Origin of the sequence: Embleya sp. NPDC008237 (assembly GCF_042956465.1) — a bacterium.
Classification (GTDB): domain Bacteria; phylum Actinomycetota; class Actinomycetes; order Streptomycetales; family Streptomycetaceae; genus Embleya.
Genome location: NZ_JBIBGL010000034.1, coordinates 54,367 through 73,618, shown reverse-complemented (window position 1 = coordinate 73,618; position 19,252 = coordinate 54,367). Strand labels below are relative to the sequence as shown.

Annotated in this window: 7 protein-coding genes; 4 read left to right on the top strand and 3 right to left on the bottom strand. The window is 70.9% G+C overall.

From position 1 onward, the window contains the following. Positions 1-386: 386 nt before the first annotated feature. Positions 387-5,135, bottom strand: coding sequence for a DUF4082 domain-containing protein (locus ACFZBU_RS46180; RefSeq protein ID WP_391589840.1), 4,749 nt, complete (start codon positions 5,133-5,135; stop codon positions 387-389). A 231-nt stretch (positions 5,136-5,366) separates the two neighbouring features. Further along, positions 5,367-8,594 (bottom strand): N,N-dimethylformamidase beta subunit family domain-containing protein, encoded by a 3,228-nt coding sequence (locus ACFZBU_RS46175; protein WP_391589839.1) that lies wholly within the window; start codon positions 8,592-8,594, stop codon positions 5,367-5,369. A gap of 232 nt (positions 8,595-8,826) precedes the next feature. Here ACFZBU_RS46175 and ACFZBU_RS46170 point away from each other — a divergent pair, with 232 nt between their 5' ends. Beyond that, complete coding sequence (locus ACFZBU_RS46170; RefSeq protein WP_391589838.1) at positions 8,827-9,762, top strand: NAD-dependent epimerase/dehydratase family protein; 936 nt, start codon at positions 8,827-8,829, stop codon at positions 9,760-9,762. On the opposite strand, the gene ACFZBU_RS46165 is transcribed toward ACFZBU_RS46170, so the two are convergent. Then, entirely contained in the window at positions 9,755-10,372 is a 618-nt protein-coding gene (locus ACFZBU_RS46165; protein ID WP_391589837.1) for a NeuD/PglB/VioB family sugar acetyltransferase, read from the bottom strand. The two genes, ACFZBU_RS46170 and ACFZBU_RS46165, sit on opposite strands and share 8 nt — an antisense overlap. A 143-nt stretch (positions 10,373-10,515) precedes the next feature. Between ACFZBU_RS46165 and ACFZBU_RS46160 the strand changes: the two genes are divergently transcribed. From ACFZBU_RS46160 to ACFZBU_RS46150, 3 genes are all read left to right on the top strand, one after another. Then, entirely contained in the window at positions 10,516-11,529 is a 1,014-nt protein-coding gene (locus ACFZBU_RS46160) for an O-antigen ligase family protein (RefSeq protein WP_391589836.1), read from the top strand. A 679-nt stretch (positions 11,530-12,208) separates the two neighbouring features. Beyond that, positions 12,209-14,641, top strand: a complete 2,433-nt coding sequence (locus tag ACFZBU_RS46155) for a hypothetical protein (protein ID WP_391589835.1) — start codon at positions 12,209-12,211, stop codon at positions 14,639-14,641. A 31-nt stretch (positions 14,642-14,672) separates the two neighbouring features. Beyond that, positions 14,673-19,235, top strand: a complete 4,563-nt coding sequence (locus ACFZBU_RS46150; protein WP_391589834.1) for an FtsK/SpoIIIE domain-containing protein — start codon at positions 14,673-14,675, stop codon at positions 19,233-19,235. The last annotated feature ends 17 nt before the right edge of the window (positions 19,236-19,252 follow it).

Genomic DNA, 19,252 nt, shown 5'->3' with positions numbered 1-19,252 from the left:
GCGGCTTCGCTTTCCTCGCTTTCGGCGTCCACCGCGTTTCCGCGTTTTCCGCCTCCCGGACTCTAGCAGATCTTGCGACCCGCTTTTCGTCCGCTTTCTCGTGCCTTCCGCTTTCGAAACTTGCGTTTCTTCCGCTTCCGGCCCGCCGAGCCTAGCAGCCCTTCCGGCCTGCTTCGCCCACCGCTTCGGGCATCGGGAATTTGCATTCTCCGAGGCATTTGGCGGTGCCCGCAGACGTTAGCGGAGCGCATTCCCGATCGCCTAATCGGTGATCATGGATTTGCTCGCCTCCCGGGCGGACTTCGCAACAGTACACGGCCGGGCCCGGAGCGCCAAATCGCTCCGGGCCCGGCCGTGCGTACCGTCCCCGCGGGCTCAGCCGAGGGTCAACGCCCCTTCCCCGTCACGGGTTTCGGGCCGGGCAGCGTGTTCGGTCCCGCCTCGGTCACCGGCGGTGTGGTGGTGACCGTGCCGTCGTGGGTGAAGCCGATTCCCTTGAGGGTGGGAAGCGCGCGACCGTCGCCGGTGAGCTCCACCCGGTATTGCAGGAATCGCGACGCGCTGCCGACCGTGTCACCCGGTCGGGACAGGTCCTTCCATTGCGTCCAGCTCGCGTCCGGGACGGCCGTCGTGCCGGTCCGCACCGATACCCGCAGCGTGCTGCCCTTGGGGATCTCGGCCTGCCAGTCACCGGCCAGCCAGGTCACCATCCGGCCGGCGTCCAACGGCTTCGACATATAGGTACCGGTCGCGGCCCTGTCCAGGGTGAGCGCGTTCGGCCGATCGCCGCTCACCGCTCCCCCGGACACGGTGCCGTTGGTGAAGTCGAACGCGCCCGTCTCGGCGACACCCGGCCTGGGCATCACCAGCCGTGCGGTGTCCTTCTTCTTTCCCCCGCCGCCCGTCCAGGTGCCTTCGTTCCCGGCCGCGTCGACGCCCGCGAGGCGGTATGCGTACGTCTTGCCCGAGCCGAGGTGGCCGAGCTTGGCGTGGTGCTCGGTGGTCGACTGCTTCCGGTCCGCGTACACCGGTCGCACCGACGCCGGGGTGTCGCCCAGAAGCACCGACGTGGTCGTGGGCTTGTCCGTCTTCCAGGTCAGGTCGGCGCTGCCGTCGGGCCAGGTCTTGACCGAGACGTCGCTGATCACCGGCGCCTTGCGGTCGGCCTTGGGGGTGCGGAATTCCGCAGGCTTCGCGTTCGGGGCGGGCCAGACCGTGCGCTCGCCCTTCGCGTTCTCCGAGGTGAGTCGGTAGTAGTAGGTGGTGTCGGGCTTGAGCGCGCCCAGGGCGACCTTGTGCTCGCCCGCGGTCTCCACGCTCTTGTGGGTGATCGGCATCTGGTCCGGCGTGGTGCCGAGCTGCATCTCCGTCGTCGAGGGCACGTCGGTCGTCCAGGTCAGCGTGCCCGAGCCGTCTGCGGCCGGGGCTGCCTTGGCCTGGGCGATCTGCGGCGCGACCGGATTGGCGTAGGTCGCGGTGTATGCGCCCGAGGTCCCGTCGAAGACGGCGTACTCGATGCCCTTGACGGTGGTCTTCTGGAATGTGACCGCCGAACCGCCGCGGGTGAGCGCGGTGAGGGTGGTGCCGCCCGATCCGGTGGTGGGCAGCATCGTCATCAGATTGGTCGCGGCCGCGTTCTGGTTGACCGTGAAGGTGACCGAGTTGCCCACTCGGTTGAGGCCGGTGATCGTGGAGGCGTTTCGGGCGTCCGTCCAGTCCAGCAGTTGTTTGGCCGACACGATCGGGACGTTCTTCGCCTTGGCCGAGGCGATCAGTGCCTGCTCGATGTCGAGCTGGCCCACGTTGCCCACTCCGCCGTTGGCGTTCGCGGAGTCCGTGTGGTTGTTCATCACGAATGTGCCGTAGAAGCCGTCGTTGTTGGCTCCGTTGACGAGCTGGTCGAACGTGTCCGGGTAGACCTGCTGGAATTCGTCGTTGATCTGCGTGGTGCCCTGGTAGATGTCGATCATCTGACCACTGGGGTCGGTGAATCGCATCGGGAAGCCGGAGCCGGTGAAGAAGCCGGGGCTCGCCTTCATCAGCGGCCCGCCCCACGTGTTCTTCCAGTAATCCGGCATGTAGTAGTAGTTGGTGTCGAGCCGGATGCCCTTGGCCCGGGCGATCGCGGCGTTCGAGCTCCAGTCGGGCCAGGTCAGGCAGTGCGTGCGGTTGGTGGTCGGCTTCAGCGGCGCGTAGCGGGTGAAGTCGTCCAGGCTGTTCTCGTACACCGCGCCGAGCCCGGCGTTGATGTCCGTCTGGGACGCGCCCGCGCGAAGTTGCGGGCAGCTGCCGTTCTGATCCACGTGGCGGGCGATCTCGAAGCCCTGCGCGGTCCAGTTCTGGACGTCGGACACCGAGGGCGCCTGGGTGCCCTGCGGCCCCGGGCCCCAGACGTAGATGGTGCCGCGCATGCACTTCCAGTTCCGTACCGCGGCGTCGCGCAGCGCGGCGATCGGGCTCGCGCAGGCCGGGTCGGAGCTGTTGTTGTTGTAGCGGGTCACCCTGCCCTGCATGTCGCTGAGGTTCTGGCCGTGGTTGTCGCCGGTGGAGACCATCACGACCTTGAGCAGGTCGGGCGCGGTGGTGGCGGCGTTGCCGGGCAGGTACCAGGTCCGCGGGATCGGGGCCTTGGCGCGGTTGCCGAGCTCGATCAGGTTGGCGAACAGGCGCTGCTGCTCGTCGGCCTGCGGGACCTGGACCCGGCTGAGGTCGATCCAGTCCGGGTAGAACATGTCGTCGGCGCGCATCAGCGGGCCGCCGCTGTCGGAGAAGTTGTCGTTCTCGACGCCGGCTTGGGCCGGGTTGCCCTGGCGGGTCTGCACGATCGAGCGGGCCAGGTCGTAGGTGAACGCGGACGCGGTGCCGCTGCCCACGGTGCGGGTGGTCACGGCCGGGCCCAGCGGGCTGGTGCCGGTGCGGGTGTACAGGTCTGCGACCCGGACCGTGCCGACGCCGCCGGGGACCGTCCAGACGTCGGCGGGCCCGTGGTACTGCATGCTCAGTTGGCTGTAGATGCCGGCGCCGGCGGCGGTGCCGCTGTCGACCTTCATGTACTGGTTGGCCTGGAAGCCGCCGGAGGTGCCCAGGCCGAGCAGGCCGGCCAGGGCGGCGCGCGGGTGCATGGCGATCAGGTTGCCGCCCGCGTTGACCCATGTGGTGAGGTCGGTGACCAGTTGCGCCGAGGGGGCGAAGTCGCCGAGCACGACGGTGGTGTAGCCGTTCAGTACGGTCGCGGTGACCGCGCTTGCGTCCTTGACCGCGAACGAGTTGAGGCCCTCGCTGCGCAGGATCTCGGTGTAGTAGCAGCTGAACGGGTTGGAGTCGGCCTTGATCACCAGGATCGGGCCGGTGTTGGGCGCGTCGCACGGCGGCGTCGGCGGGGCCTGGCCGGTGGTGAAGCTCCAGGTGGCGTCCGGCATCGCGTTGTCGGATCGGTCCTTGATGCCGCTCACGGTGAGTGTGTACGGCGTGCCGTAGGCCAGTTCGGCGTCCGGTTTGAGGGTGAGTTGGGTCGGTGTGGTCGGGTTGTCGAGTTCGAGTTCGGCGGGCACGACCGTGCCGTTGCGCTTGAGCAGGAAGCTCAGGCCGGTGGGCTTGAGCGGTTCGCTGAAGGTCACCGAGGGCTGGATGCCGGAGAGCACGCCGTTGGCGTTCGGTGTCGGCGTCATGTCGGTGACCGCGGGGGCGACGGTGTCCTCGGCGTTGGTGCTGAAGACCACGTCCACCCAGTAGTTGCTGCCGTTCCAGCTGTCCGTCGGGTAGACGCTGCCGGCGTTGTACTTGTACACGCCGTTGCCGCCGTCGACGCCGTCGGCCAGGGCCGTGATCATCGAGTTGCCGACGGGCTGGGAGAACGAGCCGGTGTTGGCCGGGTAGTTGCCGTTGGGCGCGAAGTAGGACGCGACGTAGGTGACGCCGGCGTGCACGGTGATCGGGGTGGGCAGGTCGACGCTCTGCCAGCCGCTGCCGGTCCGGTTCACGTTGGGCACGGTGGCCAGGCGGGTCTGGGTGTTCTTGTCCCAGAGGCTGACCGCGTACGGGCCGGTGCTGCCCGTGAGCTTCCAGAACCTGATCGACTTGATCTGGCCGTCGGTGGTGGTGCGGAACTTGACGCCGACCTCGACGCTGTTGTTGTCGGTCTGGTTGGGCGTGCTCGGGCTGACCGGGCCGGTCCAGATGCTGGTCTCCACGGACTGGCTGCTGCCGGTGCCGGTGGTGAAGGACCAGGACTTGGCGGCCATGGTGTTGCCCGCGGCGTCCTTGGCGCCGCTGATCGTGACGGTGTAGCCGGTGGACACGGCGAGCGCCGTGGTGGGCTGGAAGGTCGCGGTGTTGCCGCTGTACGTGGTGGTGCCGGTGACGGCCGGGCCGCCCGTTCGGCCGACCGCCCACTGCACGGTGGCGGGCTGTACCGGCTCGCTGAAGGTCGCGGACAACGGTGCGGCGGTGGCCACTCCGGTGGCGCCCGCGGCCGGTGTGGTCTGGGTGACCGTGGGCGGCGTGGTGTCGGCGCCGGGGACGAAGGAGACGTCCACCCAGTAGTTGCCGGCCTGGTAGGAGTCGGTCGGCATGCCGCTGCCGGGGTTGTAGGTGTAGACGCCGTTGCCCTGGGTGCCGTTGCTCGCCGGGGCGACGAGTTGTTCGACGGTGTGGTCGGTGGCGAAGAAGTTGTCGGTGACCGTGTAGCGGCCGACCGGTGCGACGTAGGAGGCGATGTAGGTGGACCCGGCGGCGACCGGGATCGGGGGTGTGAAGTTCGCCGTCTGCCAGCCGGACGCGCTCTCGTCGATGAAGGTCACCGAGGTCGCGGTGCCGGTCGTGGTGTTCCAGATCCGGCCGGTGTGGGTGCCGGTGTTGCCGGCGTCCTTCCAGAACTTGATCTGGGTGATGGTGCCGTTGCCGGCGGGCCTGAAGCGCACCCCCACCTCGACGGCCACCGCGTCGGTGTCGGTCACGGCGCCGGTCGGGGCGGCGCCGGCGAACAGCGAGCACGGACTGCATGGCGCGGCCTGGGCCGCGGTGATCGGTGCGAACAAGGTGAACAGCAACGCGCCGATCGCGGCGAACGCGATGCTCGTCCACGTCCCTCTGCGTTGTCGGTGACCCGATCTGGTCCTGGCGCGGGCAGCCTTCATCGAGTTGGTGCTCCTCAATGGCATGACGGTCGGTTCGTATGGTCGGGAGGGGTGCGCGGCGCGCCGAAGTCGGGTCGCCGCGGCCTCCCGAGGCCGGCCGCCGGCGGATCGATGCCGCCGGCTGCCGGTTCGGTACTCGGTGCCGGGTCGCTCGGGGATCCGGTACCGCTGTGCGTCGGTCGGTTTCGGTGCCCGGTGTCGGGTCCGTCGGGTGTCCCGGTACCGCTGTGGCTAGTTGGTGGTGAAGACGACGTCGACCCAGTAGTTGCTGTCGTTCCAGGTGCTGGTGGGGAAGCCGGTCCCGTAGACGTACACGCCGTTGCCGCCGACGCTTCCGGACGCGGCTGCCTTGATCGGCCCGGTGCCGCCCGCCGCGGTCAGGCCGCCCTCCGTGGAGGAATACCGGCCCTGGGGGGCGTAGTACGAGGCCACGTAGGTGGTGTTGGCGGCGATCTGGACCGGCTGGGTGAAGTTCACCTGTTGCCAGCCGGAGGCGGTTTCGCTGCCGAAGACCGCGCTGGTCAGGATGCTGCCCTGGGTGGACCAGATCGTGCCGGTGTGCGTGCCGGTGTTGCCGGGGCCCTTGTAGAACCGCAGTCCGGTGACCTTACCGGGGACGGTGCTGCTGAATTTGACGCCGAGTTGGATGCCGGTGGTGTCGGTGTCGGAGAGCACGGCCGGCGTCGCGGTGGCGGGCCAGATCGTGCACGAGGGGTCGCAGGTCGGCGGTGGCGTGCCGCCGGCCGTGGTGAAGGACCAGGTCCGGGGGGCCATCGGGGTGCCCTCGGCGGTTTGTGCGCCGCCGAGCGTGACCGTGTACGACGTGCCCGGGGCCAGGTCGGCGGTCGGATCGAAGGTTGCGGTCCTGGTCCCGGCGTTGTAGCTCGCGGTGCCGGCGACGGTGCTGTTGTCCGACTTGGTGAGCGACCACACGATCGTCGCGGGCTGTACCGCGAGGTCGAAGGTCGCGGTGAGGTTGCCGCCGACCGGGGCCGTGATCGCTCCGTTTGCCGGGGTGGTCGCGGTGACCACGGGTGCGGGGCCGGTCGGGGTGGTGTCGGAGGTGGTGAACACCGGATCGACCCAGAAGTTGGCGTCGTTCCAGGTCGAGGTCGGGAACCCGGTGCCGTAGCGGTACACCCCGTTGCCGCCGGCGGTGTTGCTCGCCGGCGCGGTGAGCGGGCCGCGGATGTGCGCGGCGCTCAGGCCGCCCTGGTCGGCGCTGTATCTGCCGTTGGGTGCCTGGTAGGACGCTACGTAGGTGGTTCCGGCGGTGACCGGTACGGCCTGGCCGAAGTTCACCTGCTGCCAGCCGGACGCGGTCTCGCCGGGGAATGTGGCGGTGGCCAGTTGGGTGCCGGACGAGGACCACAGCGTCCCGGTGTGGGTGCCCGTGTTCGCGGCGTCCTTCCAGAAGCGGATTCCGGTGATGAAGCCGGCCCGGTCGGGCTGGAACTTGACGCCGAGTTCGGTGGCGGCGGTGTCCGGGTCGGGACCGGACGAGGGTTGGTCGGTCGGCGTCCACAAGGTGCACGGGCACACGACGGGTTGCGGCGGGCCGCCGATGGTGACGGTGACGCCGGCGGACGGGGTTTCGGTGCGGGCGCTGTCGTCGGTGGCCCGGGTCTTGAGAGTGAGCGAGCCGCCCGGGCCGGTGGTGAACACGTAGGTCCAGCTCTCCCGGCCGGTGGTGGCGGGGTGCCAGGTGGCGCCGTTGTCCACCGAGACCTCGACGCCGCCGACCTTGCCGCCGGTGTCGGTCGCGGTGCCGGTGATCGTCACGTTGCTGTTCGCGGGCAGGCTGCCGCCGTTGGTGGGCGCGGTGATGGTCGAGACGGGCGGTGTGGTGTCGGTGCTCTTGACGGCCGCGACCATGCCGGTCATCAGGCTGCCCGGCTGTACGCCCATGTCGGCGAAGAGGTTGATCGTGGCCTGCTGCATCGCGGTGTCCACGGTGCCGTTGGCGCCGACCCGGTAGACGTCCAGGCCCCACGCCCACTGCACGGTGCCCGCGCCGAAGACGAGGGCGCCGCTGGGTGCGCGGTACAGGGTCAGACTGTGCTTCGAGCTGCCGTCGGCGTAGGTCGAACCCTGGTCCTGGAGCACCGACATGCCGGACTTGACCGTGGTGGAGAGCCGGATCAGGCCCGCGGGTCGGGCGCCGTTGTCCAGGTCGGAGTCCCATTCGTAGCCGAGGGTTCCGCTTCCGAGCGTCGTTTGTGCGGTGAGGCCGAGGGTGGCCAGGCGGGTGTTCCGCCACAGCCGCAGCCGGCCGTCGGCGCCGTTGGCGTTCATGTCGGTCGTACAGCAGTTGACGGTGAAGATGGTGCCGGTGAGGTTGTTCTCCGGCCGACCGCCGTCACCGGGTGGCGAGAAGCGCGGGTCGCGCCAGGTGCCGGTCCACACGGACGGGCCGAGCGGGTCGATCGACTGGTTGGCGTGGGTGTCCTTGTACGCCACCAGGTTGCGGTGGTCGGGGCCGTTCCCGTTGATCCCGCCGTTCTCCCAACGGGTCTTCCAGAACACCTCGTTGCCGGAGAAGAAGGCGAGGTTGACGCCCGCGTCGCGGGCCGCCTCGACGTTGGCCCGTTGTGCGCCGGACCAGTATTCGTCGTGGCCCACCGACAGGAACACCTGGTGGTTCTTGATCAGTTGGCCGCGTCGGTCGGTATCGACACCGGTCGAGTACGTGACGTCGTAGCCGTTGCGTTCCAGGAAGCGCAACATCGCGAATTCGGCGTTGAACAGCGAGTCCGCGGGGTTGTCGGCCCGCGTGGTGAAGGGCCGGTTGTAGCTGACCTTGTAGGCCCGCCCCACCGGTTGTCCGGTGTAGAGGTCGTTGCCGCCGTAGGCGTTGTACGCCTGCCAGGTGGTGTCGGATGCCTGCATCAGCAGCGCCGAGTGCGACGCGTCGTTGCGGACCACGAACGGGATGTGGCTCGCGCCCGAAGAGCCGTCGGTGCGCGTGGGTTTGGCGATGTAGTAGCCCGAGGCCGCGTCGGCGGGTACGGTCCAGGACGCGGAGTCGGTCCAGTTCGAGCAGTCGATCAGTCCGGTCACCAGGTTGTCGGTGTCGCAGTTCGGCTGATCACGTGGGGTCACCGCCGAGGCGGGGATCGTGTAGACCTTGCGGGCGCCGCTGCCGTTGTACCAACCGAGCCGGTAGATGTCGACGCGGTAGGAGCTCGCGGTGGTGTCGATCCGGAACTTGATCTGGCCACCGGCATTGACGCTGATGTCGGTGGAGAAGCCCTGGATGGAGGTGCTGCCGGCGCCGCTGACGTCCCATTCGGTCCGCGGGTTGCCGGTCTTGCTGTTCTCGCAGACGACCGCGTTGGTGACCGGTGCGTCACAGGGCCCCGCGGATGCCTTCGGTGTGTTCGGAGCCGCGACGGTGAGCGCGAGCAACAACGCGAACAGCGTTGGAATCGTTGCTCTGCGCAGCCGTGGCCTGGGCATGTTCATGAGTGTCCCCCACCCCAACTTCGGTTCCCGGGGCGGTGTCCCGGGTCCGAGATAGGGGAAAGTGTGGCGCACGTTCCGGCCTGTTGTCCGGGTTTTGCCCTCTCGTGAAGCGGGCCGTGGGTACAGTGCGGGAACCGGGGGTGGGTCGGCCTCGGGTCGGACTTGGGGGAGTTCGAATCACAGGCACCGGCGGGGATGGTTCCGCACGATGGTCCGGGGGGACTTTGTGAAGGTAGTGATCACCGGCGGCGCCGGTTTCATCGGCTCGAATCTGGCCGCCGCGTTGCAGGACCACGACGTCGTGCGCGACGTGCACGTGGTCGACGACCTGTCCACGGGGTCGCTCGAAAGTCTGGCCGGCCTGAAGGTGACGTTGCATCAGGGATCGATCCTGGAGCCGGAGTTGCTCGATCACGCGTTCGCCGGCGCGGAGGCGGTGGTGCACCTTGCCGCGTTGCCCTCGGTGCCCCGGTCGGTGGAGGCACCGCTGGCCAGCCATCACGCCAACGCGACCGGCACGCTGGAGGTGCTGGAGGCGGCTCGACGGGCCGGGAACATCCACGTGGTGGCCGCGTCCTCGTCGTCGGTGTACGGCGCCAATCGCGAGTTGCCCAAGCGGGAGGACATGCGCACCGCACCGCTGAGCCCGTACGCGGTCAGCAAGTTGGCCACCGAGTCGTATCTGCTCGCGTACGGCAACTGCTATGACCTGCCGGTGCTGCCGTTCCGCTTCTTCAACGTGTTCGGGCCCGGTCAGCCGGCCGATCACGCCTATGCGGCGGTGATTCCGCGGTTCGTGGACGCGGCGTTGGCCGGTCGGCCGCTGTGCGTGCAGGGTGACGGCGAGCAGACGCGCGACTTCACCAACATCGGCAGCGTCTGCGCGGTGCTCACCGACGCGGTGCTGCGCCGGGTGGTCTCGGACATCCCGGTCAACCTGGCGTTCGGCTCGCGGACTTCGTTGAACGCGTTGATCGACCTGTTGACGCAGGTGCTCGGGCAGTCGGTCGAGGTCGAACACGTACCGCCGCGGCCCGGCGACGTGCGCGATTCGCAGGCCGACGGGTCGCGGCTGCGCGCGCTGTTCCCGACCGCGGAGCCGGTCGAGTTGCGGGACGGACTCGCGCAGACGGTCGCGTGGTTCCGGTCTCGGCTCAGCTGAGCCGCTCCTCGCGCGGGCGCAGCGGTCGAGCGGGTGAGCCCACCACGGTGGTGCCCGCCGGTACGTCCCGGGTGACCACGGCGCCCGCGCCGACGAAGGCGCCGGCACCGACGGTCAGCCCTTGCAGGACCACCGCGTTGCTGCCGACGGTGACGTCCTCGCACAGGTGCACATTGCCGGAGATGTTCGCGCCCGGGTACACCGTGCTGCGCGTGTCGAGCACGGCGTCGTGTCCGATGGTGGCGTTGTAGTGGACCTGCGCGTGCAGGCCCAGGGTGACGCTGCTGGAGACGTGCGCGTTGGCCTGGATCAGGCAGCCGGCGGCGATCGTGGTCTCCGGCGAGATCACCGCGCGCGGGTGCACGAGGGTGACGGCGCGCAGGCCGCGTTCGTCGAGCAGGAGGGCCAGTCGGGCGCGGGCCGCCGGGGCGGCGATGCCGACCAGGTAGTCGCCGGAGTCGACTTCGCCCGGGCCCAGCACCGGCAGGCCGCGCACTATTTCGCCGGCGCGGGCGTCGTCGAGGAACGCGGTGACGGTGAGCGTGTTGGCGAGCGCGGCGTCGAGGGCTTCGCGGCCGACGCCGCCGGCCCCGCAGATGTAGAGCGGCATGGGGGACATCCTGGCATCGCCGGGCGGCCGGGATGAGCACACGCGCACGCGGGCGCGGGTACGAATTGGGTCCGGTTCGTCGAGCGGAAGCGGGTTGTGCGGTGGGTGTTGACCGGGAAGGGGACCGTCGGGTCCGGAGTTCGGTGCGGTATCTGTCCCGGCTTGATCTGCTGGGCACGGGCGTGGTCGCGACGACCGCGATGTGGGCACTGGTGGCGGCGGCGAATCGGGCCGGTGAGCCGGCGGCGTTCTTGTTCGCGCTGTCGGCCGTGGTCGGTGGGTATGTGCTGGGGCGATTGCTCGGCGCGCGTTCGGCGTTACTGCCGCCGGCGGTGGTCGCCGGCGCGGTGGCGGGGATGTTGATGTTGTGGCCGGGTGCGTTGAGCGGGGACGCGACTGCGCCGCCGTTGCACTACGGGAATGCGAACGGCGCGTTGGTGGCGCAGGCGGTGGGGGCCGCGTGTCTGGCCGCGCTGGTCGCCGCGTCCGATCGGCGGCGGGGTGAAATCCTGTTATTGGCGGGGTTGTTGGTACTCGCTGCGTTCGCGACGCGTTCGGTGGCGGCGGCGGTGGGTGCGCTTGTGGTGTTGCCGGCCGGGTTGTTGTCGGCCGCGGTGCGGCGCAAGGGCACGGTCGTGCTGGTGTCTGCGGTGTGTGTGGTCGGCGTGGGGCTGGGCACCGTGGTGCTCGGAGCGCTCGGTACGCGCACGGGTGGCCTGGAGGGCGCCGCCGAGGCCGGTCTGACCGAGCGTCGGGTGCAACTGTGGGGCGACGGCGTACATCTGACGAAGAGACATCCGCTGCGCGGGACGGGCCCGGGGATGTTCGTGACGAACAGTCCGACGGCGAGTTCGGACGCGGACGTGCACTCGGCGCACTCGTTGTGGTTGCGGCAGGGCGCCGAGCAGGGGCTGCCCGGCGCCCTGTGTCTGGTGGCGCTGGTGGGGTGGGTGTACGTGCGGTTGTGGCGCTCGCCGCAACCGGTCGCGGTGGTGGTGGTCGGGTCGGCGACGTTCACGGCGTTCGTGGCGCAGGCGTCGATCGACTATGTGGCGGAGTTTCCGGTGGTGTTGGTGGCGGTCGGGTTGCTGACGGGGGCGGCGACGGCCGGTCCGGATCCGGAGTTGCGGGCACGATTGGCGCGCGGGGGCGTTTAGGGCGGGGGCGTCGCGGGTCGGCCGGCGGGGGCTTCCGGATGGACTGCGGCATGGTTCCGGGTCGGCCGCTGAGCGGCTCACGGGCCGGTTGCGGCATGGTTCCCGGGCCGGCCGCGGCGCGGTTCACGGATCGGCTGCCGGTCGGTTTCCGGTCGACTGCAGGGCGGCCTGCGCATGGTGCCGCATTGTCCGTCATGGCGACCTCAGGGCTTTTGCGGGCAATGCCGGATTCACCCGAGTCTCTGCATGCGAAACCTCAGATGATGCTCAGATCCGTGTCGCGCGGACGACTCCGCGTCTATTTTGTGGAATCGCCGCAACACGGGCGCACATATTTCCCAGGCAAGGGGAATGTCACGTCGATTCGCAGGTTTGTCGATCCGCGTGCAGGATTGCCGGAATCCCGTTTCGAGTTCGTTGCGGGATTTTCCAGAGAATGAGAAAAGCGGGACGGGCGGTCCGGGGGGCCGCTGCCGCGCAGGTGTGGACGAGCCCTGGGCATCCCGTTGTAGGCGCAGGTCACAGCCCTTACACCAGGTGGACACGGGGCCGGTCGAGCATGCGGTCGACGCGGTGCGCGGATGTCCTTCCATACCCCCGAAACGGTGTCGGATGATTCTCGAAAGCCTTTTTCGCAATATCGCCTCAGGTCTTTCGAATACGCTGCGCGACTGCTTCAATGCTCACTGATCTTCGGGTGGCCTCGGCCTCACCTGTTCCGTGGGAGGGCACGATCAGCAGCACAACGGCCGCGAATCCTTTCGGCACGGACTTCTGGAGCGGCGACCGGGGCATCGCGTGGCTGGCGCTGCTCGAACTCGTGGTGCTGCTCCTGGTGTTGCTGCGGGTGCTGGCTCGACGGGCCGGCCCACGCGGGTTGTTCCGCGGGTTGTGGCAGCAGATCGTGGCGACCGGGCGGGCGTTCGCGGCGCCGTTCGTCGCGTGGCGGCGGGATCGACGCGCGGTGGCCACGCTGACTCGGCACCTGGGTGCGCCCGAGACGTTCGACCGCGCGGTACGTGCCGTCGCCGAGGCGCGCTCGGCGGGCGTCGAACCCTGGGCCGTGGTCCTGGCGGACGAGCGGGTGTCGGTACGGCTCGCGGCGGCCAAGGTGCCGGAGGCCACGGGGCCGTGGTCGGCGGACCCGGACGATCCCCTGCTGTGGTCGGCCGCGGTGGCGCGGCTGGGCGCGCCCGCGGCGGATGCGCGGGCTGCGCTGCCGGTCGTGGTCGGATTGCTCGAAACCGATGTCGTGCTGCTCGATCTCACGGCGGTGCCGCCGGTGCTCGCGGTGGCCGGGGACTCGGCGGCCGGCCGGGATCTCGGTCACGCGTTGACCGCACAGCTCGCTCGGCGATTGCCCGACGGTGCGGTCGGCGTGGCCCGGGGTGTACACCCGGCCTTCGCGGGCCGGCCGCCGGCCGAGGTGTGCGCCGATCCGGCGGTACGGGTCCTGGCCTGCGTCGGCGCGGAGGCCGATCCGGAACTGGAGCGCCAACTGGTCGCGTTCACCCGGGACCGGGACCGCCGGGCGATCGTGCTCGGCGACGTACGCGGGCGCCGCCTGATCCTGCGGCCGGACACATTCGGGGTACTGCCCGCCGCGGACGGCCTGGGCCCGGTCGAAACAGCCGGCCTGGCCCGCGCGGTGGCCCGAGCGGTCCGTGCAGGCCGGTTGCGCCCACCGGAGCCGGTGCCGCCGGGCGCGGGAGCGGTACGGGCGGGCTCGGAACCGGGGTCGCCGGGCGGGGAGCCGGTGCCGCCTGGCATGGAGGCGTTGCGGTCGGGGGTCGGGAATGCGGGTCCGGCCGCGGTGGGTCCGGTGACTGCGGGCGCGTCGGTTGCTGACGCGCCGGTTACGGGTGCGTCGGCCGCGGGCGCGCCGGTTACGAGTGCATCGGCCGCGGGTGCGTCGGCCGCGGGCGCGCCGGTTACGGGTACATCGGCCGCGGGTGCGCCGGTTGCTGGTGCTTCGGTCGCGGGCGGCTCCCTGCTCGGCACGAGGACGGGCGGTACGGCGAGCGCCCGAACCACGGCTGCGGCTGTCGGCGCGCCGACCACGCGCGGCTCCGCGGTCGACCCGGCGGTGGCCGGGGTGAGGGCCGCGCAGATGACCGCTCCCGGCACGACGGGCGCGCCTGCTGTGGACGCCACCGCTGCCGCGGGCACGGAATCACGCGGCACCGGGGCCGGAGCGCTGGCCCGGGCCTTCGAAGGCGCACCCGTCTCCGGCTCGGGTCGGACTGTCGGGACGACATCGTCCGCGTCCGCATCTGCCGCGTCCCGGGCGGGGGTTCCGGGCTCCACCGATGCATCCCGAGAACGCAACACAGCCTCAACCGGCTTGGCTCGAAATGGAGTTACGGGCTCCACCGAGACTTCGCGGACCGGGGCTTCGGGGACCGGGGCTTCGGGGACCGGGGCTTCGGCCTCAAGCGGCGCACCTCGCACCGGAGTTCGGGCGTCCGCCGACGCATCCCGGGCGGGGGTTCCGGCCTCGTCCCGCCCCGGAGCGGCGAACTCGACCGCCGCGTCGGGCGCGTCGGGCGCGCCGGCCGGCGGGTCCGACGGCGCGGTATCCGCCGGCCACACGCCACGGGCAGGCGTACCCGGGTCCGAGCCCATCCGACCGACACCCGATGCCGCGGCACCGATGCCCGCGATCTCCGGCGACGCTCCGCGCCGGCCGCCGGCGTTCGCGTCGGCGCGCCAGGCCCAGGCCCCGGCCGAGGTCGATCCCCCTCCCCCGGCCGAGCCACCCGCCCCGGTCCACCCCGTCGCCCCACCGAACGCCGGGAGCGGGGCGAACGCGGTGAACGCGGCGAACCCGACCGGGCACACCGACCGCGGCGGACCCACCGACCCGGCCGACTCCGCCAACCCGGCTGCCCCGCCGCACCCCGACGAGCCCGCCGACCCGGCAGACCCGACCACCCAGGCCACCCCGCCCGACCCCAACAGGCCCACATGCCCGGCCAACCCGGCCACCCCGCCGCCCCCCGACGAGCCGACCGACCCGAGAGATCCGACCAACCCGACCACCCCCACCCACCCCGCCGACCCCGCCACCCCCCTCCCTCCCGCCGAGCCGACCCGGCCCGGTCGGTCGTGAGTGCCGGCCGCGTTCCCCTGGAGGTGATCGCATGCGACTGACCATCACCGTGTCCGAGCCGGCGCGGGATCGGCGGGACTCGATCGTGATCGAGGCCGACGCCGGCACCACCGTTCGTGAACTGCTCGAACATCTCGCCGACACGCACGATCTCGGCGCACCCGACATACCGTGTCGGCTCGCGCACGCGCACACCGTGCTCGACCACGGCGACGCGCTGTCGGCGTGCGGCATCCGCGAGGGCAGTGAACTCACGCTCGGCACCCTCCCCGCCGACCCGGTGAACGAGCATCCCGCCCCGCCACTCGTCGAGTTGCATCTCGCGGCGGGTCCCGGGGCGGGGCGGATCTGGCCGTTGCCGATGGGCAGCTACGACATCGGCTCGGATCCCGCGTGTGCGATCCACATCGACGAGCCCGGCGTGCCCGCACACGGACTTCGGGTGACGGTCGGGCCGGCGGGTGCGGTGCGGGTCGCGGTGCCTCCCGGCAGCGAGGTACGACTCGGTCGGGTGTACCGCACCCGGGAGGACACGCCCGAGCGGCCGATCGACCCCAAGGACCGGGAGTTCGCGGACGAGCCGCCGCCCGACCCCGAGCAGCCGATCGTCGGCGAGGTGGAGTGGGGGCTCGGTCTCGGTCTGACCGTGGGCCCGGTACTGCTGCGCCCGGCCGCGCCGTTCGATGCGGGCGCGGACATCGTGCCCTCGGCGGACGGCGCCGGGCTCGACTTCAACCGGCCGCCGCGGATCGTCGAGCCGGTCAAGGGCGGCCGGTTCCGGATCCCGACCCGGCCGCGCGGCAATTTCCGACAGCCGTTCCCGCTGCTGATCACGCTCGCGCCGATGTTGCTCGGCCTGGTCATGGTCAAGATCTTCGACTCCTACTTCTTCCTGATCTTCGCGATCTTCAGCCCGATCATGGCGCTGGCCAACTGGATCTCCTCGCGGCGCAGCGGTCGCAAGCAGTTCGTCAAGGACCTGGCGGCGTACCGGATCCGCAAGGCGGAGGTGCTCGCCGATGTCGCCGCGAGCACCGAGGTGGAGCGGCAGGGTCGGGTCGACGCGATCCCGGACCCGTCGGTGACCGGCCTGTTCGCGACCGGCCCGGGCCAACGGTTGTGGGAGCGGCGGCGGGTCGATCCGGATCATCTGGTGTTGCGCGTGGGCACGTCGGCGCACACGTCGCTGAACGAGGTCGAGGACGCGGACTCGGAGTCGTTGGATCGGCGCGCGTACTGGACCGTGCCGGATGTACCCACGGCGGTGGACCTGCCGCAGCAGGGGGTGCTCGGCGTCGCGGGCCCGCCCGGGATCGCGTTGCGGACGGCCGGCTGGCTGGTGGCGCAGGCAGCGATCCTGCACAGTCCGCGGGATGTCCAGGTGCGGCTGCTCACCGGTGCGGCCGGCGCCGAGGCGTGGGGCTGGTTGGCCTGGCTGCCGCATGCGCGTGGCACGGTGCGCGGTGGGCCGGAGGTGTTGATCGGCAGCGATCCGGAGACGATCGCGGCCCGGGTCGCCGAGTTGGTCCAGGTGGTGCGGGCCCGTAAGGCGGCGTCCGAGACGTTGCTGCGCAACGCGGTGTTCGCCGAGCCGGATGTCGTCCTGGTCGTGGACGGTGCCCGCCGGTTGCGCGAGATCCCGGGCATGACCCAGGTGTTGCAGGAGGGACCGCAGGTGCGGGTGTTCTCGATCTGCGTGGACACCGAGGAGCGGTTCCTGCCGCAGGAGTGCACGGCGGTGATCGGCCTGGACGAGGCGTCGGCCCCGCGCGGGCCGGTGGCGACGGTGCGCCGGCACGGCACGCCGACCGTCGCCGACGTACGGCCGGATCTGCCCACCGTGGCGTGGTGTGATGCCGTCGCCCGGGCGCTGGCGCCGGTCCGCGATGTCACCTCGCCGGACGAGGGCGCGCTGCCGGATCGGGTCTTGTTGCCGGAGTTGTTGACGTTGGATCCGCCGGATCCGGCCGTCATCGGGGAGCGTTGGCGGCGTCGGCCGGCGTCGACTCGGGCGTTGCTCGGCGTCGGCTACGACGGTCCGGTGTCCTTCGATCTGGTGCTGGACGGTCCGCATGCGCTGATCGCGGGCACCACGGGGTCGGGCAAGTCGGAGTTGTTGCAGTCGTTCGTGGCCGCCCTGGCGGCGGCGAACCGGCCGGACGAACTGACCTTCGTCCTGGTGGACTACAAGGGCGGCAGTGCGTTCAAGGACTGCGTCGAACTTCCGCACACGCTCGGCATGGTGACCGACCTGGACGCCCAGTTGGTGCACCGCGCGATGGCCTCGCTGGGCGCCGAACTGACCCGGCGCGAGCTGATGTTGGCGATGGTCGGCGCGAAGGACCATGCGGAGTATCGGGGCAAGCGGCTGCGTGATGCCCGGTTGCCCGCGCTGCCGCGATTGTTGTTGATCGTGGACGAGTTCGCGACGCTGGTCCGGGAGGTGCCGGACTTCATCCCGGGCCTGGTGGGCATCGCCCAGCGCGGGCGTTCGCTGGGCATCCACATGGTGCTCGCCACGCAGCGTCCGGCCGGGGTGATCACGGCGGACATCCGGGCCAACACGAATCTGCGGATCGCGTTGCGGGTGACCGACGCCGGGGAGAGCTCGGACGTGATCGACACCAAGGACGCGGTGGCCATCTCCTCGGCAACTCCCGGCCGGGCGTTGGCCCGGACCTCGCATCACACGGTGATCCCGTTCCAGACCGCGTACGCGGGGACCGAGCGGGTGGATGCCAAGATCGCGCCGAAGCCGGCGCGGGTGCTTCCGGCCGTGCCGGAGCCGGTTCGGCCGCAGACCTCGGTGTTGTCCTGGAGCCGGTTGGGTCGCCCGCGTCCGCCCGTCGCCGAGCCGGACGTGGAGCCGCAGCCGCAGCTCGGCGACGCGGAACCGACCACCGACCTGAAGGAGTTGGTCACCGCGATCTCGGCGGCGGCCGCGGTGCTCCCGGACTTCACCAAGCCGCCGAGCCCGTGGCTGGATCCGTTGCCGCATCGAGTGCTGACCGAGGACCTGCCGGAGCCGGCGCCGGCCGTCGATCGGCAGCCGGGCGCGCTGGAGCCGGTCGCGTGGGCGATGGAGGACGTGCCGCACCTGCAGGCGCGCAAGGCGGTGCTGCTGGATCCGAGCACGTTCGGCCATCTGTTCGTGGTCGGTGCGCCGCGCACCGGTCGCAGTCAGCTGTTGCGCACGATGGCGGCGGCGCTGGCCCGGCGACATTCCTGCGGGGTCGTGCACATCCAGGCGATCGACGCGGGTGGTGGTGCGCTGGCCGCGCTCGCCGACCTGCCGCATTGCGGCACGGTGGTGCCGCGCACCGATCTGAGCCGGATCGACCGGTTGATCTCCCGGCTCGGCGAGGAGCTGAGCGTGCGTCAGGAGCTGTTGTCCCGGCATGCGTGCGCGAATCTGACCGAGCTGCGGGCGGGCGACGCGCAGACGTGTCCGGCGCACGTGTTCCTGCTGATCGACGGATGGGACCCGTTGGCGCCGACGCTGTACGAGTACGACGACGGCCGGGTGATGAACGAGGTGATCCGGCTGCTGCGCGAGGGCGCGGCGGCGGGTATCCACCTGGTGATGACGTCCGAACGGGCGCTGATCAACGGGCGGTTGTCCTCGGTCAACGACGACATGGTGCTGCTGCGGCAGGCCGATCGCAGCGAGTACTCGGGCGCGGGGGTGCCGCGGACCGCGATTCCCGGTTCGATGCCGCCCGGGCGGATCCTGGTGTCGGGTTCGTGGACCGAGGCGCAGGTGTGCCTGCTGGGTCCGGGTGAGAGCGGGCGCGAGCAGGTCGAGGCGCTGCGCCGGATCGCGGCGGACGCGCGCGAGCGGGACCGGGGGGTGGATGCGGCGCGCCGGCCGTTCGAGCTGGCCGCGTTGCCCGCCACGATCGCCTTCGCGCAGGCGTATGAGGCGGTGACCCCGGAGCAACGGCGGCCGTTGTGGGCCCTGTTGGGTATCGGTGGGGACGCCGTCGGCGCGGTGGGGGCGGACTTCGGCGATGCGCAGCACACGTTCGCGGTGGTCGGTCCGCCCGGCAGTGGGCGCAGCAACACGTTGGCGACGATGGCGGTGTCGTTGTTGGCGAGCGGCACGCGCGTGGTGGCGATCACGCCGCGCGATTCGCCGCTGCGGCTGTTGCGGGCGCATCCGTTGGTGACGTTGGTCGAGGGTGCCGACTCGGACGGCTCGCGTACGTCTGCGGCGGTCGAGGATCTGGCGGGTCCCGCGGTGGTGCTGATCGACGACGCGGATCTGCTGTCCGACATGGGGTCGATGGTCGGGTACGCGCTGCGCGAGGTGATCGGTTCGGGGCGGGATCGGGGCATCGGGTTGGCGTACGCGGCGACCGCGGAGACGCTGTTGCAGTCGCTCAGCGGTTGGCTGGGCGATGTGCGACGCAACCGGCAGGGCATCCTGCTGTCGCCGCAGCTCGGTGGCGAGGGCGATCTGATCGGTGCCCGGCTGCCCACCGAGCGGGTTCGTCAGCCGCTGCGGATCGGGCATGCCTGGATCCGGGACCGCAAGGGCTTCCTGGCTCCGGTGCTCGTGCCCGAGACGCACCTGCGCCCCACCGCTCGGTGATGGCGATGGGGCGTGGT

What these genes read in the sequence shown, in the direction of transcription:
- ACFZBU_RS46150 (WP_391589834.1), top strand. Translation starts at nt 14,673, where the DNA reads ATGCGACTGACCATCACCGTGTCCGAGCCGGCGCGGGATCGGCGGGAC.
- ACFZBU_RS46175 (WP_391589839.1), bottom strand. Translation starts at nt 8,594, where the DNA reads ATGCCCAGGCCACGGCTGCGCAGAGCAACGATTCCAACGCTGTTCGCG.
- ACFZBU_RS46180 (WP_391589840.1), bottom strand. Translation starts at nt 5,135, where the DNA reads ATGAAGGCTGCCCGCGCCAGGACCAGATCGGGTCACCGACAACGCAGA.
- ACFZBU_RS46155 (WP_391589835.1), top strand. Translation starts at nt 12,209, where the DNA reads ATGCTCACTGATCTTCGGGTGGCCTCGGCCTCACCTGTTCCGTGGGAG.
- ACFZBU_RS46165 (WP_391589837.1), bottom strand. Translation starts at nt 10,372, where the DNA reads ATGCCGCTCTACATCTGCGGGGCCGGCGGCGTCGGCCGCGAAGCCCTC.